The organism is Brevundimonas sp., from assembly GCF_019636155.1.
Classification (GTDB): domain Bacteria; phylum Pseudomonadota; class Alphaproteobacteria; order Caulobacterales; family Caulobacteraceae; genus Brevundimonas.
Genome location: NZ_JAHBYB010000008.1, coordinates 111,013 through 128,259, shown reverse-complemented (window position 1 = coordinate 128,259; position 17,247 = coordinate 111,013). Strand labels below are relative to the sequence as shown.

The window sequence follows — 17,247 nt, the reverse complement described above, 5'->3', positions numbered from 1 at the left end:
GCCGCCCAGCCGTAGAGATTTTTCGATCCGGAATCCCAGCCGCCGCCATAGAAGAAGACGATCACCGGCGCCCGTTCCCCGGCCGCCAGCCGGGGCGCGTGGACATCCATCCGCTGGCGCGGATCGGGACCATAGGCGATGTCGCGGGCGACACGCCGCACGCCCGGATCGCGCGGGCCCACGGCGTTCAGCAGGCCCAGGGGCGAACAGGCGGCCATAGCGGGGGCAACGGCTCCCAGGGCGGTGGCGAGAAGGCCGCGACGGGTCATGGCCTGAGCCTAGACCATTTTCGGTTCAGTCGGCACCGACCGAACCCGGAACAAAGGGCCCGCGTGATTCAGCCCAGTCAGCGCGCCGAGGCGATCAGCCGTCCGCAGTCGGCGTCCTCGGCCAAACCCGGCTCGACGAAGGCGAACAGGGCCGCCAGGGGGGCGGCGACCGCCCCGATCAGGGCCGCCAGACCGCCCTGGGCCGCCACGGCGCCGACTTCGACGCCGATGCTGGGCGACGTCAGGGATCCGCGCACCAGGATCGGGGCCCATACGCGCAGCAGGCGCGGCTTCTTGGATTCGCCGTCGATCTTCAGGTTCAGGGTTTCGGCGCCCAGGTCGATCTCGCCGGACCCCTGAGCCAGGACCACGTCCGTATCGATCACGAAGGTGCGCGCCCGCGCCACCCCGCCGTTGACGGTGAAGTCCGCGACGGCGCAACGGATCGCCGAGGCCGAGGTGTCGTGGGACAGCAGCTTACGCAGTCCCGCCCCCACATTGATGCCCAGCAATTCGGCGAAGGCGGCGCGCATCTGGCCTTGGGGCACGACCAGGCTGAGCGAACCCTTGGCGTTGTCGGCGAAGGCGTGGACCGACGCCCCCGCCCCTTCCAACTTGGCCCGACCCAGGGCGCGACCGGTCACCGTCGAGGCCCCGTCGCGGGCGGGAATGACGGATTCCAGCGGATAACCCGACAGGCGGAAGTCCAGACTGGAATAGGGGGTGTCCCTGCGCGCATCGATCCGCGCCACGCCGTGCAGTTCGCCCCGGTTGAAGGCGAAGGCCACGGGGTCCAGATTCAGGACGCCGGACTGAAGCTCCGCGCCCAGGTCGACGCGGCGGATTTCGAGGTCGTTGCGCTTGACCGAGGCGGCGCGATAGCGGACCCGCCCGTCCATGACCCGTAGCCGCTCGACGTTCAGCGGGGCGTCGGGCAGCAGCCGCCCGGGCGCGCCCGAGGTCGAGACCGTGCCCGCCGGCGTCACCTTGGGCGCCGTGCCCAGCACCGCCATCAGGTCGTCGATGTCCAGGGCGCGCGAGGCCAGGGTCGCCTCGACCCAGCGCCGGCCCCGCACCTTGTTGACCCGGACGTCGCCCGACAGGTCGGACGAGCCGACCCGCCCGCTGAAGTCGTCGAAGCGGAACAGGCTGCCGCTGCGGCTCAGGGTCCCGCTGAGCTGATAGGGCGGGGTGTTGGGCGTGGTGACGCCGGTGATCAGATAGAGGTCGGCCAGGTCCTGGCCGCTGAGGCTCAGGGTCGAGGTGAACCGGCCCAGGTCGAACGGCCGGGTGATCGATCCGTCGGCGCGCAACCGCGACCGGGCGCCGTCCAGCTCGGCATGGAAGCCGTAGGGCCGGTCGCGGCGGATGTTGATGAAGGGCCCGCCCCGGATCTCCACCCGCAAGGGGGTGCGGTTCAGGGTTCCGGTTCCGCTCAGGCGGAAGCCGCTTTCGCCGTCGTCGGCCGAGCGGGCCTCGCGCGCGGTGACCGAGGCTTCCAGCGTCAGGCCGCGCCTCTGTTCGTCCAGGCTGAGACGGCCATCGGTGATGATCAGCTGGTTGATCGGCGGCAGCTTCATGCCCTGGCCCGTATCGGGCTTGCCGGGGTTCAGGTCCCAGCTGCGCCGGCCGTCCTGGGTGGCGATCAGGACCACCGTGGGGCGGGTGATCGACAGAAGCGGCATCTCGACCTGTCCGGCGAACAGTTTGCGCAGGCGCACCGAGGCCTCGATACGGCCGACGTCGGCGGTGTCGCGCTCACGCGCCCAGGCGGGCCCGCCGAACTTCAGGTCGTGGACCACCACCGAGGGGGTCCAGCTGAACAGCCGGACGTCCAGGTCGCCGTTGATGGCGACCTCGCGGTCGTATTTGGCCGAGGCCCACCGCCCGATCGGGCCTCTCAGCCAGTTCCAGTCGAACAGCAGCAGGAAGACGACCAGGGCGGCGATCAGCCCCAGGGCAAGACCCGCGGCCCATTTTTCAGGCGGCCCGGGCCGACGGAAGCTGGTGTAGACCGGATCGCTTTCCCGCACCCAGTCGCGCCCGCTCCGCGCCCAGGCGCCGGCCGGGACCAGGGCCTTCTCATGGAAGGCGCGCCAATTCAGTCGGTCTTTCAGCGTCCTGGCCAAACGTCGGGTCTCCGTGAAGGAGACCTAACGCTTCAGGCCCGGCTTGGTTGACCGATCAGGGCTGCGACGCCTCGCCGATGTGACGATCCAGCCAGCCGAACACCTCATTGTGCCACTGCAGGCTGTTCTGCGCCTTCAGCACCCAGTGGTTCTCGTCGGGGAAGACGATCAGCCGGCTTTCGATCCCGCGCCGCTGCAGGGCGGTGAAGGTCGACAGGCCCTGGGCCGTGGGGATGCGGAAGTCGCGGTCGCCCTGGACGACCAGCATCGGGTCCCGCCAGTTGGCGACGTGATGGACCGGGTTGAAGCGCTCGTAGCCTTCCGGGTTCTCATAGGGTGTGCCGCCGTATTCCCACTCGGTGAACCACAGCTCTTCGGTGCCGTAGCCCATGCCGCGGATGTCGAAGACGCCGTCGTGGTTGACCAGGCATTTGAAGGTCCCCGGCCAGTTGCCGGCGATCCAGTTGATCATATAGCCGCCGTAGGAGGCGCCCAGGGCGCAGGCCCGGTCGCCGTCCAGGAAGCCGTAGGCCGACAGGGCGTGGGCCCAGCCCTTCTGCAAATCTTCCAGGGGGCGGTCGCCCCAGTGCTGGCTGATGGCGTCGGTGAAGGCCTGGCCGTAGCCGGTCGAGCCGTGGAAATCGATCATCACCACCGCATAGCCCGCGCCCGCATAGGACGACGGGTTCCAGCGGAAGGACCAGCTGTTGCCGAACGACCCTTGCGGCCCGCCGTGGATCAGGAAGGCGACCGGATATTTCCGGCCCTCGACATAGTTGGCCGGCTTGATGACATAGCCGTGCACCGTCTCGCCGTTCCAGCCGGCGAAGGTGAACTGTTCCGCCTCGCCGAAGGCCATGGCGTCTAGCGACGGATTCACCTGTGTCAGGCGACGTGGCATCTCGCGGCCGCGATAGGTCTTGAACCACAGGTCCGAGGGGGTTTGCAGGCTGTCCTGAGCGAAGACGATGCCCGACGGCGTCAGACCGAAGGCCGAGACATGACCCGGGCCGGTGATCGGCACCACGCGGTCGCTTTGAACGTCCACGGCGAAGATACGGCCCTGGCCCACGTCCCCGGCGGTGACATAGAGGGTCCGGCCGTCCGCCGACCATTGCAGGGTGTCGGCCGAACGGTCCCATTGCGGGGCGACGCGGCTGACCTGACCGGTGGCCATGTCGCGCAGCATGATGGCGAACTGGTCCGCCTCGAACCCCGGCCGGGCCATGGCGCGATAAGCCATCGTCTTGCCGTCGGGAGAAAAGACCGGGCCGGTGTCCCAGGCCTTGTTGTCTTCGGTCAGGTTCTCGAACCGGTCGCCGCCGGACAGATCGGTGCGGTAGAGGTCGAAATTGGTGCTCCAGGGCTCGCTGGCCCCGGCCTCGCGCGCCGAGAAGACCACGCCGCGGCCATCGGGGGTGAAGGTGAACTCGCTCTCATCGCCGAACGGCTTGGAGGGCGTATCCCCGTCGAATCCCTTCGTGACCCAGACCGCCTCGCCCGAGGCATGCCCGTCCGCGCCGATCGAGACGGCGAACAGATGGTTCTGGGTGTGGTCGTTCCACGTATCCCAGTGGCGCACGAACATCCGGTCATAGACCATGCCGGTCGACTTGCGCTCGCCGGCCTCCTGGCCGCGCTGGACTGAGGCGTTCAGGTCGGCCGCGTCGGGATAGACGGCCAGGGACACTAGGACCCGGTCGGCGCCGGGGCTGAGGCGATAGGCGTTGACGTCGGTCGGCAGGTCCGTGACCTGGGCCGCGCCGGTCCCGTCCGCCTCGGCGCGCCAGACCTGGCTGGAGCCGGACCGGCCCGACAGGAAATAGATGCGCCCGTCCGAACCCCAGCGGGCGGTGTTGGCGCCGCCGTCCGAGATCGCCAGGCGGCGCGGCTCGGCCGATCCGTCCAGGCCACGGATCCAGACATGGTTGGTGCGGCGGTTAGCGTCCATGTCGGTGGTGGTGACCGAATAGATCACCCATTTGCCGTCCGGCGACACCTGGGGATCCGCCAGCCGGTTCAGGCCGATCATGTCCTGATAGGTGAAGGGGGCTCGAGCCTGGCTCTGCGCCTGGGCTCCTGCGGCTGCGGGCGCGGCGGGCTGGGCCAGGGCCGGGGCGGCGGCGGCGATCAGGGCGACGGCGGACAGGCTGGTCAGCAGGCGGTTCAGGCGGGTCATGCGGGGCGATCCTTTCGCGCGGCGAAAACGGCGTCGGCGCCAGGCGTAGCACCGCCCCGCTCCGCCCGCAAAGCCGCTTGCCCCCGGCCGCGCCAGCGGCGACAACCGGCGGGCATGATGCCCGCCTCGCCCCACATCGTCGACGTGCTGATCGCCGAGCGGGCGCCGCGCCTGACCGGCTCGATCCTGTGGCCCCTGGTGCGGCCGGGGCTGTATCGCCTGCTGGGCTATCGCCAGGCCCGCGCCATGGCCGACGCCATCGCCGATCTGTCCGGCCGGGACGCCCTGGATCATGTGGCGAACCTGCTGGACCTGAAGGTGTCGGCGCTGAACCTGGACCGCGTGCCGACGGCCGGCCGCTGCATCGTCGTGGCCAACCATCCGACCGGGATCGCGGACGGGGTGGCCGTCTTCGCGGGCCTGAGGAAGCGGCGCACCGACAGCATCTATTTCGCCAACGCCGACGCGCTGCGGGTCTCGCCGCGGCTGGGCGAGGCGGTGATCCCTGTCGAATGGGTGGTCGAGAAACGCACGCGCGAAAAGACCCGCGCCACCCTGGCCGCCGCCAAGGCCGCCTTCGAGGCCGAGCGCTGCGTGGTCATGTTCCCGGCCGGACGGCTGGCGCGGGTGGGGCGCGACGGGTCTCTGACCGATCCGGAATGGGCCACCACCGCCGCCTCATTGGCGCGCAAATATGAGGCGCCCATCGTGCCGATCCACGTCAGCGGCCCCTATTCGCGCCTGTTCCACCTGTTCGACCGGTTCTCGCGCGAACTGCGGGACGTGACCCTGTTCCACGAGATGCTGAACAAGAAGAAACAGGCCTTTCGCCTGACGGTCGGCCTGCCGATCCCGCCGTCGCGGCTGGACATCGACCCGGCGCGCGCGACCTACGCCCTGAAGGCCTTCACCGAGCGCGTCCTGCCGGCCCAGCCGGATGCGGAGTTCGCATGATCGCGGACCTGCCGGACGCCGAGGCGACGACGCGGCTGGGCGCGGCCCTGGCGCCCCTGCTGGCGGCCGGCGATGTCGTGCTGCTCTACGGACCGCTGGGCATGGGCAAGTCGACCCTGGCGCGCGGCCTGATCCGCGCCCTGACCACGCCGGACGAAGACGTGCCCAGCCCGACCTTCACCCTGGTGCAATTCTATGAGTCAGAGCCGCCCATCGCCCATTTCGACCTGTATCGCCTGACCCGGCCGGAAGAGGCGGTCGAGATCGGCCTGGACGAGGCGCTGGATCGGGGCGCCGTGCTGATCGAATGGCCCGAACGGCTGGGTGACGATCCGGCCGCATGGCTGGGGGTCGAACCGCTGATCATCACCCTGGCCGCCCAGGGCGACGGGCGCCGTGCGACCGTTTCCGGCGCAGGCGACTGGGAACAGAGGCTGAAGGATCTGCATGTCTGACCGCGAACGCCAACGCCTGGACTTCCTGACCGCCGCCGGCCTGGGCGATGCCCCGCGCGCGCCCCTGCCCGGCGACGCCTCGACCCGGCGGTATGAGCGGCTGACCACGCCGGACGGCCGCACCCTGATGCTGATGGACCAGCCACCGGCGGCCGAGAGCCGGCCCTGCGATCCGGCCTGGTCCCCGGACCAGCGCCGGGCCGAGGGCTGGAACGCCGTCGCCCGCCTCTCGGCCGGGCGGATCGAGGCCTTCGCGGCGGTGGCCGCCCATCTGACATCCCTGGGCCTGTCGGCGCCGGACATCATCGCCCTGGACGCCGAGGCGGGTCTGGCGGTGCTGGAAGATTTCGGCGACGCCCTGTTCGCGCGGGTGATCGAAGACGGCGCGGACGAGACGCCTCTGTATCTGGCCGCCGTTGAAGCCCTGGCGGTCATTCATGATGCGCCGACGCCGGACGTTCTGCACGGTCCCGGCGGCGACTGGCCCCTGCTGACCTATGACCAGACGGCGCTGCAGGGTGGGGCCGATCTGTTCGTGGAATGGATGCCGAAACTGAGGCCCGAACTGTCCTTTGACGCCGACGCCATCACCGACTGGCGCGCGGCCTGGGCGCTGGTGGTCGAACGCGGCGCGGCCGGGGCCAGCGTCGTGGCGCACCGCGACTATCACGCCGAGAACCTGATCTGGCTGCCGGAACGGTCGGGGCCTGCGCGCGTCGGCATGATCGACTTCCAGGACGCGGTGCGGGCGCACCCGTCGTGGGATCTGCACTCCCTGCTTCAAGACGCGCGGCGCGACGTGTCGCCCGCGCTGGAAGCGGCGGCGCTGGATCACTATTTCGCCCTGCGTCCCGGGGTCGATCGGGCCGCCTTCATGCAGGACTACGCCGGTCTGGCGGCCCTGAACGAAGCGCGCATCCTGGGCGTCTTCGCCCGGCTGATCATGCGCGACGGCAAGCCGCGATACGCCGCCTTCATGCCGCGAATGTGGACCCATCTGGAGCGCAATCTGCGCCAGCGGGGGCTGGAGACGGTCGCCGACTGGTTCGCCCGGCATGTGCCGCAGGAGACCCGGCGATGAGCGGGTCCCAGACCGCGATGGTGCTGGCCGCCGGCCTGGGCACCCGCATGCGCCCCCTGACCGACGACCGGCCCAAGGCCCTGGTGGACGTCGGCGGCCGGGCCCTGATTGACCATGTGCTGGATCGGCTGGCGGACGCCGGGGTCGAGCGGGCGGTGGTCAATGTCCACTGGTTCGCCGACCGGCTGGAGGCGCATCTGAGGGCGCGCGGGCGCGGACCGGAGATCGCCATTTCGGACGAGCGGGCGGAACTGCTGGAGACCGGCGGCGGGCTGAAGAAGGCGCGGCCCCTTCTGGGCGACGATCCGGTGTTCGTGGCCAATATCGACAGCGTCTGGATCGACCGGGGCGACGCCCTGAATGACCTGATCCGCCTGTGGGACCCCGACCGCATGGATGCAGCCCTGCTGCTGGCGCGGCGCGAAGGGTCGATCGGCTTCGAGGGGGATGGGGATTTTTTCTTGGCCGACGACTGCCGCCTGACGTTCCGGGGCCAGGCCGCCAGCGCCCCCTATGCCTATATGGGTGTGCACATCACCCGGCCGGATTATGCCGATCAGGGGCCGGACGGGCCGTTTTCCCTCAGCCCCCTGTGGCGCGCCTCGGCGGCGGCGGGGCGGCTGTACGGCTGCGTCATGGACGGCGACTGGATGCATGTCGGCGACCCCGCCGCCCGCGATGCGGCCGAGGCGCGGCTGAAGGCCGGGGCTTGACCGGGGTCCGCACCAGAGCCTTCCCCGCGAGGCAGGGGAGGATCGGATGAGCCGGTTCGATCCGTTCGACGGCGCGGCGCCCCGATGGTGGGCCATCGCCTCCCATCGGCCCTTTCTGAAGGATCTGGCCTTCGGCCTGCTGGACTGGCTGGGCCCGGGCGCGCCCGAGGCCCTGAGCGATGCGGTGGTGCTGCTGCCCAACCGGCGGGCGGCGCGGGATTTCACCCGCGCCCTGGCGCGGACGGCGGGCGAGCGGCCGGTGCTGCTGCCCCAGGTGCGGCCCCTGGGCGACCTGCAGGAGGACGAGGCGCCGTTCGCGCCGGGCGAACTGGGCCTGGACCTGCCGCCCGCCATCGCCCCCCTGACGCGCCGGTTCGAGATGGCGCGGATGATCGTCCAGACCTTCGACGACGGCCTGAATCCGGCCCGCGCGCTGGACCTGGCCGAGGCTCTGGGCGGCTTCATGGACTCCTGCGCCATCGAGGAGGTCGAGGACCTGTCGCGCATCGCCGACCTGGCCGAGCGCGACCTGGCCGAACACTGGCGCGACTCGGCCCGCTTCCTGGGATTGGCGGTCGAGGCCTGGCCGGCGCGGCTTCAGACCCTGGGCCTGATGGACGGGGCGCGACGGCGCACCCTCCTGCTGCGGCGCCTGGCCGAACTGTGGGACCGGCGGCCGCCGGAACAGCCGGTCATCGTGGCCGGATCGACCGGCGCCGCCCCGGCGGTCTGCGCCGTCCTGGCCGCCGTCGCCCGCGCGCCGCGCGGCTGTGTCGTCCTGCCCGGCCTGGACCTGGCGGTCGAGGCCCCGGTCTGGGATCAGATCGGCGAACAGCATCCGCAGGGGGCGATGAAACGGCTTCTGGCCGCCGCCGGGGTGGGTCGCGGCCAGGTGCGCGCCTGGCCTCGCCCGCTCGCATCGGATGCAAGCGAGGCGCGGGGACGGGCGCGCGGCCGGGTGCTGAACGAGGCCCTGCGCCCCCCCGCCGCGACCAGCGACTGGCTGAAGGCCATCCGCGACCTGCGCGCCGCCTCGGCCGAGGCCGGCGAAGCCGCCGATCCGGTGGCCGAGGGCCTGGCGGGCCTCAGCCTGCTGTCGACGCGGACCGAGGAAGACGCCGCCTCGGCCATCGCCCTGATGATGCGCGAGACGCTGGAGACGCCGGGCGCGACCTGCGCCCTGGTCACCCCGGACCAGGGGCTGGGCCGGCGGGTGCAGGCGCGACTGGAGCGGTGGGGCGTGGTTCCCGACAACTCCGCCGGGTCGCCCCTGGCGCGCCATCCGGCCGGAACCCTGGTCGACCTGTGCGCCCGCTGGCTGGCGCGGCCGACCGAGCCGCAACTGCTGCTGGGCCTAGTCAAGCATCCGCTGGTCGCGCCGGGGCTGGCGGCGACCCATGGGACGTCAGCGGTCCGGGCCCTGGAGCGCCACGCCCTGCGCGGCCCGTCTCCGCGCGGCTGGCGGCGCATCCACGAACGGCTGCTGCGCGCGGCCCGGCCCGGCCGCGACGGGCGGCCGCCCAGCGAGGGCCGCCTGGCGCGCCTGGCCGAGGCGCGGAGCCTGATCGAGCGGCTGGAGGCGCTGCACAGCGCCCTGGCCTTTTCCGCCCTACCCCTGGACGAGGCCGCGCACGTCCTGACCCGGCTGGTCGAGGACCTGGCCACCGTCCACGCCTGGGCCGGGCTGGATGGAGAGGCGGCCGCCGCCCTGCTCAGCGCCCTGATCGACGGCGGCGCCGCCCTGGGGGATGTCGCGCCCGAGACCCTGGCCGACCTGGTCGAAGGCCTGCTGCGCGAGACGGTGGTGCGGGGCGGCGAGGCCAGTCATCCATCCCTGCGCATCCTGGGCGTGATCGAGGGCGCCCTGGTGCGGGCCGACCGGATGATCCTGGCCGGGCTGGAGGAAGGGGTCTGGCCCGCGGCGGCCGAGACCGACCCCCTGCTGTCACGGTCGATGCGCGCCGCCCTGGGCCTGCCGCCGCCCGAGCGCCGCCTGGGCCAGGCGGCCCACGCCTTCGTCCAGGCCGCCGCGGCGCCCGATGTCGTCCTGGTGCACAGCGAGCGGCGCGGAGGCCAGCCTGCGGTCCGGTCCCGCTGGCTGTGGCGACTGCAGATGCTGACCCGGGCGGCCGACGACCCGGACCACGCGCCGGTCGCCTTGACCGCGCCCGAGGGCGTCGCCGCCTGGACCGCCGCCCTGGACGCCCCGCCGCCGGGGCGCCCGAACCTGGCCCCGCGCCCCCTGCCCCGCCCGCCGGTCGAGCGGCGGCCGCGCAGCCTCTATGTCACCGGGGTCGAGCGCTGGGTCCGAGACCCCTATTCCCTCTACGCCCGCCGCATCCTGAACCTGGAGGAACTGGAGCGGCCCGGCGCGGCGATGGAGGCCATGGCGCGCGGCCAGGCCATCCATGCGGCCATCGAACGCTTCACCATGGACTGGCCCGACCACCTGCCCGAAGACTGCGAAGACCAGATCCGGTCCCGCCTGCTGCACGCCCTGCACGAGGCCGGGTTCGAGGACGCCGACCTCGCGCGCGAAGGCCCGCTGGCGGCCAACTGCGCCCGCTGGCTGGCCCAGTTCGAACAGGCGCAAAGAGCGCGGGGCGTGGAGCTTCTGATCGAACAGACGGGGGCCCTGACCCTGGCCCTGCCGGTCGGGGACTTCACCCTGAAGGCCCGCGCCGACCGCATCGAACTGTCGTCCACGGGGGCGACGGTGATGGACTTCAAGACCGGCGCCCCGCCCAGCGGCAAGCAGATGCGCGCCGGCCTGGCGCCCCAGCTGACCCTGACCGCCGCCATCGTCGCGGCCGGGGGGTTCGAGGCCACGCGCGGCCCGGTGGCGCCCGAGGCCCTGACCTATGTCCGCGTCATCGGCCGCACGGTCGCCGGAGAGGTCGCCGTCCGCGCCGAGGGGGCCGAGGCCGCCGCCCTGGCCGACGCCGCCCTGGAAGGGCTGAAGGCCCGGATCGCCCGTTTCGACGACCCGGCCACCCCCTACGCCTCCTGGATGGCGCCGCAGTTCATGGGCCGCTACGGCGGCGGCTATGATCGGCTGGCGCGGGTCTGGGAATGGGCCGTGGCCGGATCGGTGGAGGAGGGCGAATGAACGAGGTCGCCTCCAATGCCGTCACCCTGGCCCAGAGAAATCAGATCGCGGCGGCCGATCCGGCGGCGACCGTCTTCGTCACCGCCAACGCCGGTTCGGGCAAGACCTCGACCCTGGTCAACCGGGTGGCCCGCCTGCTGCTGAAGGGCGTCGATCCGGGCGCGGTCCTGTGCGTCACCTACACCAAGGCGGCCGCGGCCGAGATGCAGACCCGCCTGTTCGAACAGCTGGGCAGATGGGCTGTTCTTAAAGACAGCGATCTCCGCGGCGCCTTGGCCAAGTTGGACGACGGAGATCCTGACGCCCTGAGCGACCAGGCGCTGTCGCGTGCCCGCCAACTGTTCGCCGGGGCGCTGGAGACGCCAGGCGGGCTGAAGATCCAGACCATCCACGCCTTCTGCGAAAAACTGTTGCGGCGCTTTCCCATCGAGGCGGGGGTGTCGCCGCGCTTCACCGTGCTGGAGGACGAGGCGGCCAAGGCCCTGTCGCTGGGCGCGCGCGAGGACCTGGCCCGGGCGGCGGCGGATGATCCCGAGGGGGCGGTGGGCGCCGCCTACGCCCATTTCGCCGTGGCCCTGGACTGGGGCCGGTTCAACGATCTGCTGAGCCTGATCGAGAGCCAGCGCATCGCCCTGATCCAGCATGTCGAACGGATCGACGCCGGTCTGGCGCCCGATCCCTGGGCCGCGGCCGGGGCCGTGCGCGACGTGACGCCCCAGGCCATCGAGGCCGCCTTCGTCGCCCGGCTGGACGCCGCCGCCTGGCGCGCGGCGGCCGAGGGGATGGCGACCGGATCGGCCAACGACCAGATCATGGCCGGCCGGATGCGGGCGGCCCAGCCGCCGGGCGCGGACTTCGCCGCACTGGAGCCGGTCTTTCTCGATTCCAAGGGACAGCCGCGGGGCAAGCTGGGCACCAAGTCGGCGCCGCCCGGCGCTGTCACCTTCCTGGCCGAGACACAGGGCGCCTATCTGGCCGTCCTGGATCGGGTGCGGGCGGCGCGGGTGGCGGACGAGACGGTCAAGGTCCTGACCCTGGCCCGGGTCCACGCCGCCTTCTACGAGCTTCGCAAGGCGAGGCGCGGCGCCCTGGACTTCCCCGACCTGGTGGCGCGGACGGCCGAGCTGCTGACCCGCCGGGCCAATGCGGCCTGGGTGCTGTACAAGCTGGACGGCGGCATCGACCACATCCTGATCGACGAGGCCCAGGACACGGCCCCGGACCAGTGGGACATCGTCCGCGCCCTGACCGAGGAGATCTTCGCCGGGACCGACGACAGCCGCACCCTGTTCGCGGTCGGTGACGAGAAACAGTCCATCTATTCCTTCCAGGGCGCCCGGCCCGAACGCCTGCTGCAGGAGGCGCAGCGATACGAGGCCATGGCCCACGGGGCCGAACGCCGCTTCGCCCAGGTGCCGCTGGAGACCTCGTTCCGCTCGACGCCCCAGGTGCTGGATTTCGTCGACGCCGTCTTCGCCATGCCCGAGCGGGCGCGCGCGCTGACGCCGGACCGGGGCGACCTGATCCATCACGTCGCGGCGCGCGGAGGGCATTCGGGCTGCGTCGAGATCGTCGACCTGTTCCGGGACGAGAAGCCGCCCGAGCCCGACGCCTGGGACGCCCCGGTCGATCAGGAAGGCGCCGCCAGCGCCCGCAAGCGGCTGGCCGAACGTCTGGCGGCCGACATCCGGCGCCAGATCGCAGAGGGCGTGGCCGTGCATGACAAGGCGGGCCATCTGCGCCCCTGCGGCCCCGGCGACTTCCTGGTGCTGGTGCGGCGGCGCGACGCCACCTTCGAGGAGATCCTGCGCGCCCTGAAGGCCCAGGGCCTGCCTGTGGCGGGGGCCGACCGGCTGAAGCTGAAGGAACATATCGTCTTCGACGACCTGGTCGCCCTGGCCCGGTTCGCCCTCTATCCCGACGACGACCTGTCCCTGGCCGAGATCCTGCGCGGGCCCCTGTGCGATGTGGACGAGGACAGTCTGTTCGACCTGGCCGGGCGAGAAGGGCGCGGCGGCCTGTGGCGCGAACTGCGCGAGCGGGCGGAGGAGCGGACGGAATGGGCGGCGGCGCGCGACCTGGTCCAGGCGGTGATCGAGGCGCGCGGGCGCGATCCGTTCGCCTTCTTCTGCGGCCTGCTGAACCGGGTGGACGTCACGGGCCGGTCGGGGCGCGGCCGCATCCTGGCCCGGCTGGGCGCCGATGCGGCCGAGGCCGTCGATGAGACCCTGGCCCAGGTGATCGCGGCCGAGGATCGCGGCGCCGCCGACCTGGAGACCTGCCTGGCCCGGCTGGAGGCGGCCGAGGTCGAGGTCAAGCGCGAGCTGGACCAGGCGCGTGGCCAGGTGCGGGTCATGACCGTGCACGGGGCCAAGGGGCTGGAGGCGCCGATCGTCATCCTGCCGGACACCACCTCTCGGGCGAAGGCCCAGGGACCGTCCCTGATGCAGGGGCCGGACGGCGGCTGGCTGATGTGTCCGGGCGGCAAGGGCGAGGACTGCCCCGCCTCGGCCGAACTGCGGCGCCTGCGCGACGAACGCACCGAGGCCGAGACCCTGCGCCTGCTCTATGTCGCCCTGACGCGGGCGCGCGACCGCATCGTGATCATGGGCCGGGCCGGGGTGCGCGGGCCGGACGAGGGCAGTTGGTGGACGGTGCTGAGCGAGACCTTCGACCGCCTGGGCGACCGGGTGCGCGAGGCGGCGCCCGGCCTGCGCCGGTTCGGGCCGGACCCGGCGATCGTGGCCGCGGCTCCGGAGGCCGCGCCGCCGGCGCCCACCGCCGCGCCCGACTGGGCCCGTCGTCCCGCCCCCGTCGACAGGGGGTCGCGCTTGGCTTCTCCGTCACAGCTGGGGGAGGTTCGGCGCATCCCGGCGCCCTCGCCCCTGGACCGGTCCGGCCCCGGCGGCGCCCTGGGCCGGTTCCGGCGCGGCGACCTGATCCACCGGCTGCTGGAGCGGCTGCCCGAGGCGCCGCGCGACACCTGGCCCGAGCTGGCGCCGCGGCTGCTGGCCAGGGAGGGCGACCTGGACGAGGCCCAGCGAGCCGAGATGATCGCCGCCGCCCTGGGGGTGCTGGACGACGCACGGTTCGCCCCGGTCTTCGGGCCCGGATCGCGGCCCGAGGTCGCACTGACCGGCGGGGCCGAGGCCCTGCCCGCCGGGGTGGTGGTGTCCGGCCGCATCGACCGGCTGGTGGTGGCGCCGGACCGGGTGCTGATCGTCGACTACAAGACCAACCGCCCCGCCCCCGACCGGATCGAGGACGCCGACCCTTCCTATGTGCTGCAGCTGGCGGTCTATCGGGCGGTGCTGCGGCGCCTCTATCCCGACCGGCCGGTCGAGGCGGCCCTTGTCTGGACCGACGGGCCGAAGCTGATGCCGGTTCCGGCCGCGATGATGGAGGCCGCCCTTGCCGCCACGATGGCCGCCGCGCGTTGAAACCGCCGCGCCCGCCGCCCACATCTGGATCGAACACCGGCCGAATCGCCTATGCTGGGCGGCCGATCAGGAGACGAAGACCATGGCCACCGTGAAGGTCACCGACGACAGTTTCGACGCCGACGTGCTGAAGGCCTCGACCCCCGTGCTGGTGGATTTCTGGGCCGAATGGTGCGGTCCGTGCAAACAGATCGGCCCGGCCCTGGAGCAGATCGCCGACGAACTGTCGGGCAAGGTGGTGATCGCCAAGGTCAATATCGACGACAGCCCGATGATCCCGACCAAGCTGGGGGTCAAGGGCATCCCCACCCTGATGCTGTTCAAGGACGGCCAGATGGCCTCCATGAAGGTCGGCGCCATGCCCAAGGGCAAGATTCTGGAATGGCTGACCGAGGCGGGGGTGGGCTGACGGCTCGCCGGCGCCAGGAGAGTCAGTTTGAAAACAGGGTGTCGAAGCCGGTCCCGATGCGGAAATCGCAAGCCAGGCTCCGGGTGTCCCCAAAGCTGAGCCGCGAATAGATGGCGCGGTCGCCATGGCCGCCATTCAGCGCGCGTCCCCCGATCCAGGCGATCACCCTGTCGGGCCGGTCGGCCCCGTCAACCGGTGCGCTGACTGCATAGGCCGTCGGGTTGCGGTAGAGATAGAGTGTGGCTTCGCCGCTTTGGAACACCTTTCGGCCTGGCTCGTCTGGCGGCAGCATGATGTCGTTTTCCATCAGGCTGAAGGGCCGGCCAGCGCGCCGGATTTCGATGTGCGCGCCATGCAGGCCGCCGCCCAGATCGACAACCCGTTCGCCCTCTTCCAGCCTGAAGCTGATCCGCTGAAGACACAGCAGGCCCGGCCCGCGAATCTCGGGCTCCCGCGCCTGCGTTTCAGCGGCCTGGACGGACCCCAGGGCGAGGGCGGCGAACAGCCATCCAGCGATGATCATCATGTTCGCAGGATAACAGCTTCACCCGATCTTTTCGACGCGGTCAGACCGGCCAGGTCTCGCGGCTCGCTCCCAGCACCTCTCCAGCTAGATAGAGGGAGCCGCAGATGACCACCCGGCCGGCGCCCCAGGCCAGGGCGCGGTCCAGGGCCTGCTGGACCGATCCGGCCGGCATGGCGCCAAGGCCATGGCCCCGAGCCACAGCCGCCAGGGCCGCAGGCTCGGCCGCCGCGCCGTCGAAGCCGACGGTGAAGACATGGGCGCCGGTCTCGCGCAGGGCCTCGAAGAAGCCGCCCGCGTCCTTGTTGGCCAGCATCCCCGTTATCAGGGCCAGGGGCATGGGCGCCCGCGCCTGACGCGCCGCCAGGAAGGCCGCCAGGGCCCGTCCAGCGTGGGGATTGTGCCCCCCGTCCAGCCACAGTTCGGCCCCCGCCGCCCGGGCGGCCGCGCCATAGGGCCCGCCGGTCAGACGCTGCAGCCGGGCGGGCCAGACCGCGGTGCGCAGGCCCTCAACGATCGCCGTCTCGGGCAGGTCCAGCTCCAGGGCCGCGGCGACGGCCAGGGCGGCGTTGTCGATCTGGTGTTCCCCGGCCAGGCTGGGCGTCGGCAGGTCCAGCAGGCGATCGGGAGCCTGGAAGGCCACGCCCCCCGCTTCGGCCCAGGCGTCGAAGTCGGCTCCCATGACCGTCAGGGGGGCGCCGACGACGGCCGCGGCCCGCTGGATGGCGGCCATGGCCTCCGGCCTCTGGCGGGCGATGACGCCGGGCGCGCCGGCCTTCAGCACACCGGCCTTTTCGCCGGCAATGGTCGCCAGGTCCGTGCCCAGGAACTCCGCATGGTCCAGGTCGACCGGCGTGATCAGGCTGAGCAGCGGCCGTTCGATGACATTGGTGGCGTCCAGAACCCCGCCCAGTCCCACCTCGACGATGGCGAGGTCGGCCGGGGTCTCGGCCATGGCCAGGAAGGCGGCGGCGGTGGTGCTTTCGAACACGGTCGCCTGGCCGTTCACCGTCTCGATCCGGTCGAGGATGACGTTCAGGGGATCGTCCTCGATCAGCCGCCCGGCCAGGCGGATGCGCTCGTTGAATCGCACCAGATGGGGCGAGGTGTAGGCGTGGACCCTCAGGCCGGCCGCCTCGGCCATGGCGCGCAGGAAGGCGACGGTCGAACCCTTGCCGTTGGTCCCGGCCACATGGACCACTGGCGGCAGGCGGTGCTGGGGATCGTCCAGGGCGGCGCACAGGGCGCGCATCCGGTCCAGCGACAGGTCGATGCGCTGGGGATGGCGGGCGCGAAGCCGGGCGGAGATGGCGTCCATGGGCGCCCTTCGACCCTAGCTGGCCGAAGGGCGCAAGGGGATTAGCGCTGGACCCACTGGCCCTGGGCGTTGCGATACCACTGACCCGAACTGATGCGCGGCAGCAGCTGGGATTCGAACATCCGGGCGCCGGCCACATCGGCCGTGGTGCCGGCCTCGGCGGCGCTGCGGGCATAGACGCTGCGGCGGCCGTCGTTGGTGGCGGTGACCGCGGCGCGCAGGTCGGCGTCGGCCGAGGCGGGGGTGCGGATGCCCAGGAAGCCGTCGGCCTGCTCCCCGACCACGCCCTGGGCCTTGGCGGCGTCGATGGCGGCCTTCTGCTGGGACGTCTGGGCCAGGGCCGCGCCGGCGGCGACGCCCAGGGCGGCCACGGCCGCGACGGCGATGAACAGTTTGCGGAAGCTCATGGTCTTCATCCCCTCAGAACAGGTTGGGGTTTTCCTGCAGCAGCTGCTGCAGTTCGCGGTCCAGGCGGACGCGCACATCGGCGTCCAGCTTGGCGTAGATCTGGATCGGGGCGACCTCGACCCGGACGGTGGGGGCGCAGGCGCCGGCCGCGCCCGTGACGGCGGCCAGCAGAATCAGCCCGGCAAGGCCGGAGGCGGGCCTGAAGATCGCTGGCTTGGGGTTCATGGGGTCGCTCCGAGAAAGGGTCGCGGCGATCTAAC

The 17,247-nt window shown here is 71.9% G+C and carries 13 protein-coding genes and 1 pseudogene; 7 read left to right on the top strand and 7 right to left on the bottom strand.

Annotated features, from left to right (window positions below; genetic code table 11):
• From KF910_RS10480 to KF910_RS10470, 3 genes and pseudogenes are all read right to left on the bottom strand, one after another.
• A pseudogene (locus tag KF910_RS10480) lies at positions 1-269 on the bottom strand (alpha/beta hydrolase); the annotation flags it as partial.
• 77 nt (positions 270-346) lie between these two features.
• Positions 347-2,398, bottom strand: coding sequence for an AsmA family protein (locus KF910_RS10475; protein ID WP_292261920.1), 2,052 nt, complete (start codon positions 2,396-2,398; stop codon positions 347-349).
• Between the two features lie 55 nt (positions 2,399-2,453).
• On the bottom strand, positions 2,454-4,577 hold the full coding sequence (locus tag KF910_RS10470) for an alpha/beta hydrolase family protein (protein ID WP_292261916.1): 2,124 nt from the start codon (positions 4,575-4,577) through the stop codon (positions 2,454-2,456).
• Positions 4,578-4,694: 117 nt separating this feature from the next.
• Here KF910_RS10470 and KF910_RS10465 point away from each other — a divergent pair, with 117 nt between their 5' ends.
• From KF910_RS10465 to trxA, 7 genes are all read left to right on the top strand, one after another.
• Entirely contained in the window at positions 4,695-5,531 is an 837-nt protein-coding gene (locus tag KF910_RS10465; RefSeq protein ID WP_416354700.1) for a GNAT family N-acetyltransferase, read from the top strand.
• Entirely contained in the window at positions 5,528-5,986 is a 459-nt protein-coding gene (tsaE, locus tag KF910_RS10460) for a tRNA (adenosine(37)-N6)-threonylcarbamoyltransferase complex ATPase subunit type 1 TsaE (RefSeq protein ID WP_292261905.1), read from the top strand. The genes KF910_RS10465 and tsaE overlap by 4 nt, the downstream gene beginning before the upstream one ends.
• Positions 5,979-7,067, top strand: coding sequence for an N-acetylmuramate/N-acetylglucosamine kinase AmgK (gene amgK, locus KF910_RS10455; RefSeq protein ID WP_292261887.1), 1,089 nt, complete (start codon positions 5,979-5,981; stop codon positions 7,065-7,067). The genes tsaE and amgK overlap by 8 nt, the downstream gene beginning before the upstream one ends.
• Positions 7,064-7,780 carry an N-acetylmuramate alpha-1-phosphate uridylyltransferase MurU gene (murU, locus tag KF910_RS10450; protein WP_292261878.1) on the top strand — a complete coding sequence of 239 codons (717 nt, stop codon included), beginning with the start codon at positions 7,064-7,066 and terminating at the stop codon, positions 7,778-7,780. Before amgK ends, murU begins: the two co-directional genes overlap by 4 nt.
• Positions 7,781-7,826: 46 nt before the next feature.
• The gene (addB, locus tag KF910_RS10445; protein WP_292261869.1) at positions 7,827-10,889 is read left to right on the top strand and encodes a double-strand break repair protein AddB; all 3,063 of its coding nucleotides are present in this window, start codon (positions 7,827-7,829) and stop codon (positions 10,887-10,889) included.
• Positions 10,886-14,329 (top strand): double-strand break repair helicase AddA, encoded by a 3,444-nt coding sequence (gene addA / locus KF910_RS10440; protein WP_292261862.1) that lies wholly within the window; start codon positions 10,886-10,888, stop codon positions 14,327-14,329. Before addB ends, addA begins: the two co-directional genes overlap by 4 nt.
• 82 nt (positions 14,330-14,411) lie before the next feature.
• Positions 14,412-14,738, top strand: a complete 327-nt coding sequence (gene trxA / locus KF910_RS10435; RefSeq protein WP_292261851.1) for a thioredoxin — start codon at positions 14,412-14,414, stop codon at positions 14,736-14,738.
• Between the two features lie 22 nt (positions 14,739-14,760).
• Here trxA and KF910_RS10430 read toward each other — a convergent pair whose 3' ends face one another.
• The 4 genes from KF910_RS10430 to KF910_RS10415 are packed head-to-tail and all read right to left on the bottom strand — an operon-like array spanning position 14,761 to position 17,212.
• On the bottom strand, positions 14,761-15,261 hold the full coding sequence (locus KF910_RS10430) for a hypothetical protein (protein ID WP_292261842.1): 501 nt from the start codon (positions 15,259-15,261) through the stop codon (positions 14,761-14,763).
• Positions 15,262-15,304: 43 nt separating this feature from the next.
• The gene (locus KF910_RS10425) at positions 15,305-16,579 is read right to left on the bottom strand and encodes a bifunctional folylpolyglutamate synthase/dihydrofolate synthase (protein ID WP_292261836.1); all 1,275 of its coding nucleotides are present in this window, start codon (positions 16,577-16,579) and stop codon (positions 15,305-15,307) included.
• A 41-nt stretch (positions 16,580-16,620) separates the two neighbouring features.
• Positions 16,621-16,986 carry a YdbL family protein gene (locus KF910_RS10420; RefSeq protein WP_292261827.1) on the bottom strand — a complete coding sequence of 122 codons (366 nt, stop codon included), beginning with the start codon at positions 16,984-16,986 and terminating at the stop codon, positions 16,621-16,623.
• A 13-nt stretch (positions 16,987-16,999) separates the two neighbouring features.
• Entirely contained in the window at positions 17,000-17,212 is a 213-nt protein-coding gene (locus KF910_RS10415) for a YnbE family lipoprotein (RefSeq protein ID WP_292261815.1), read from the bottom strand.
• Positions 17,213-17,247: the final 35 nt, after the last annotated feature.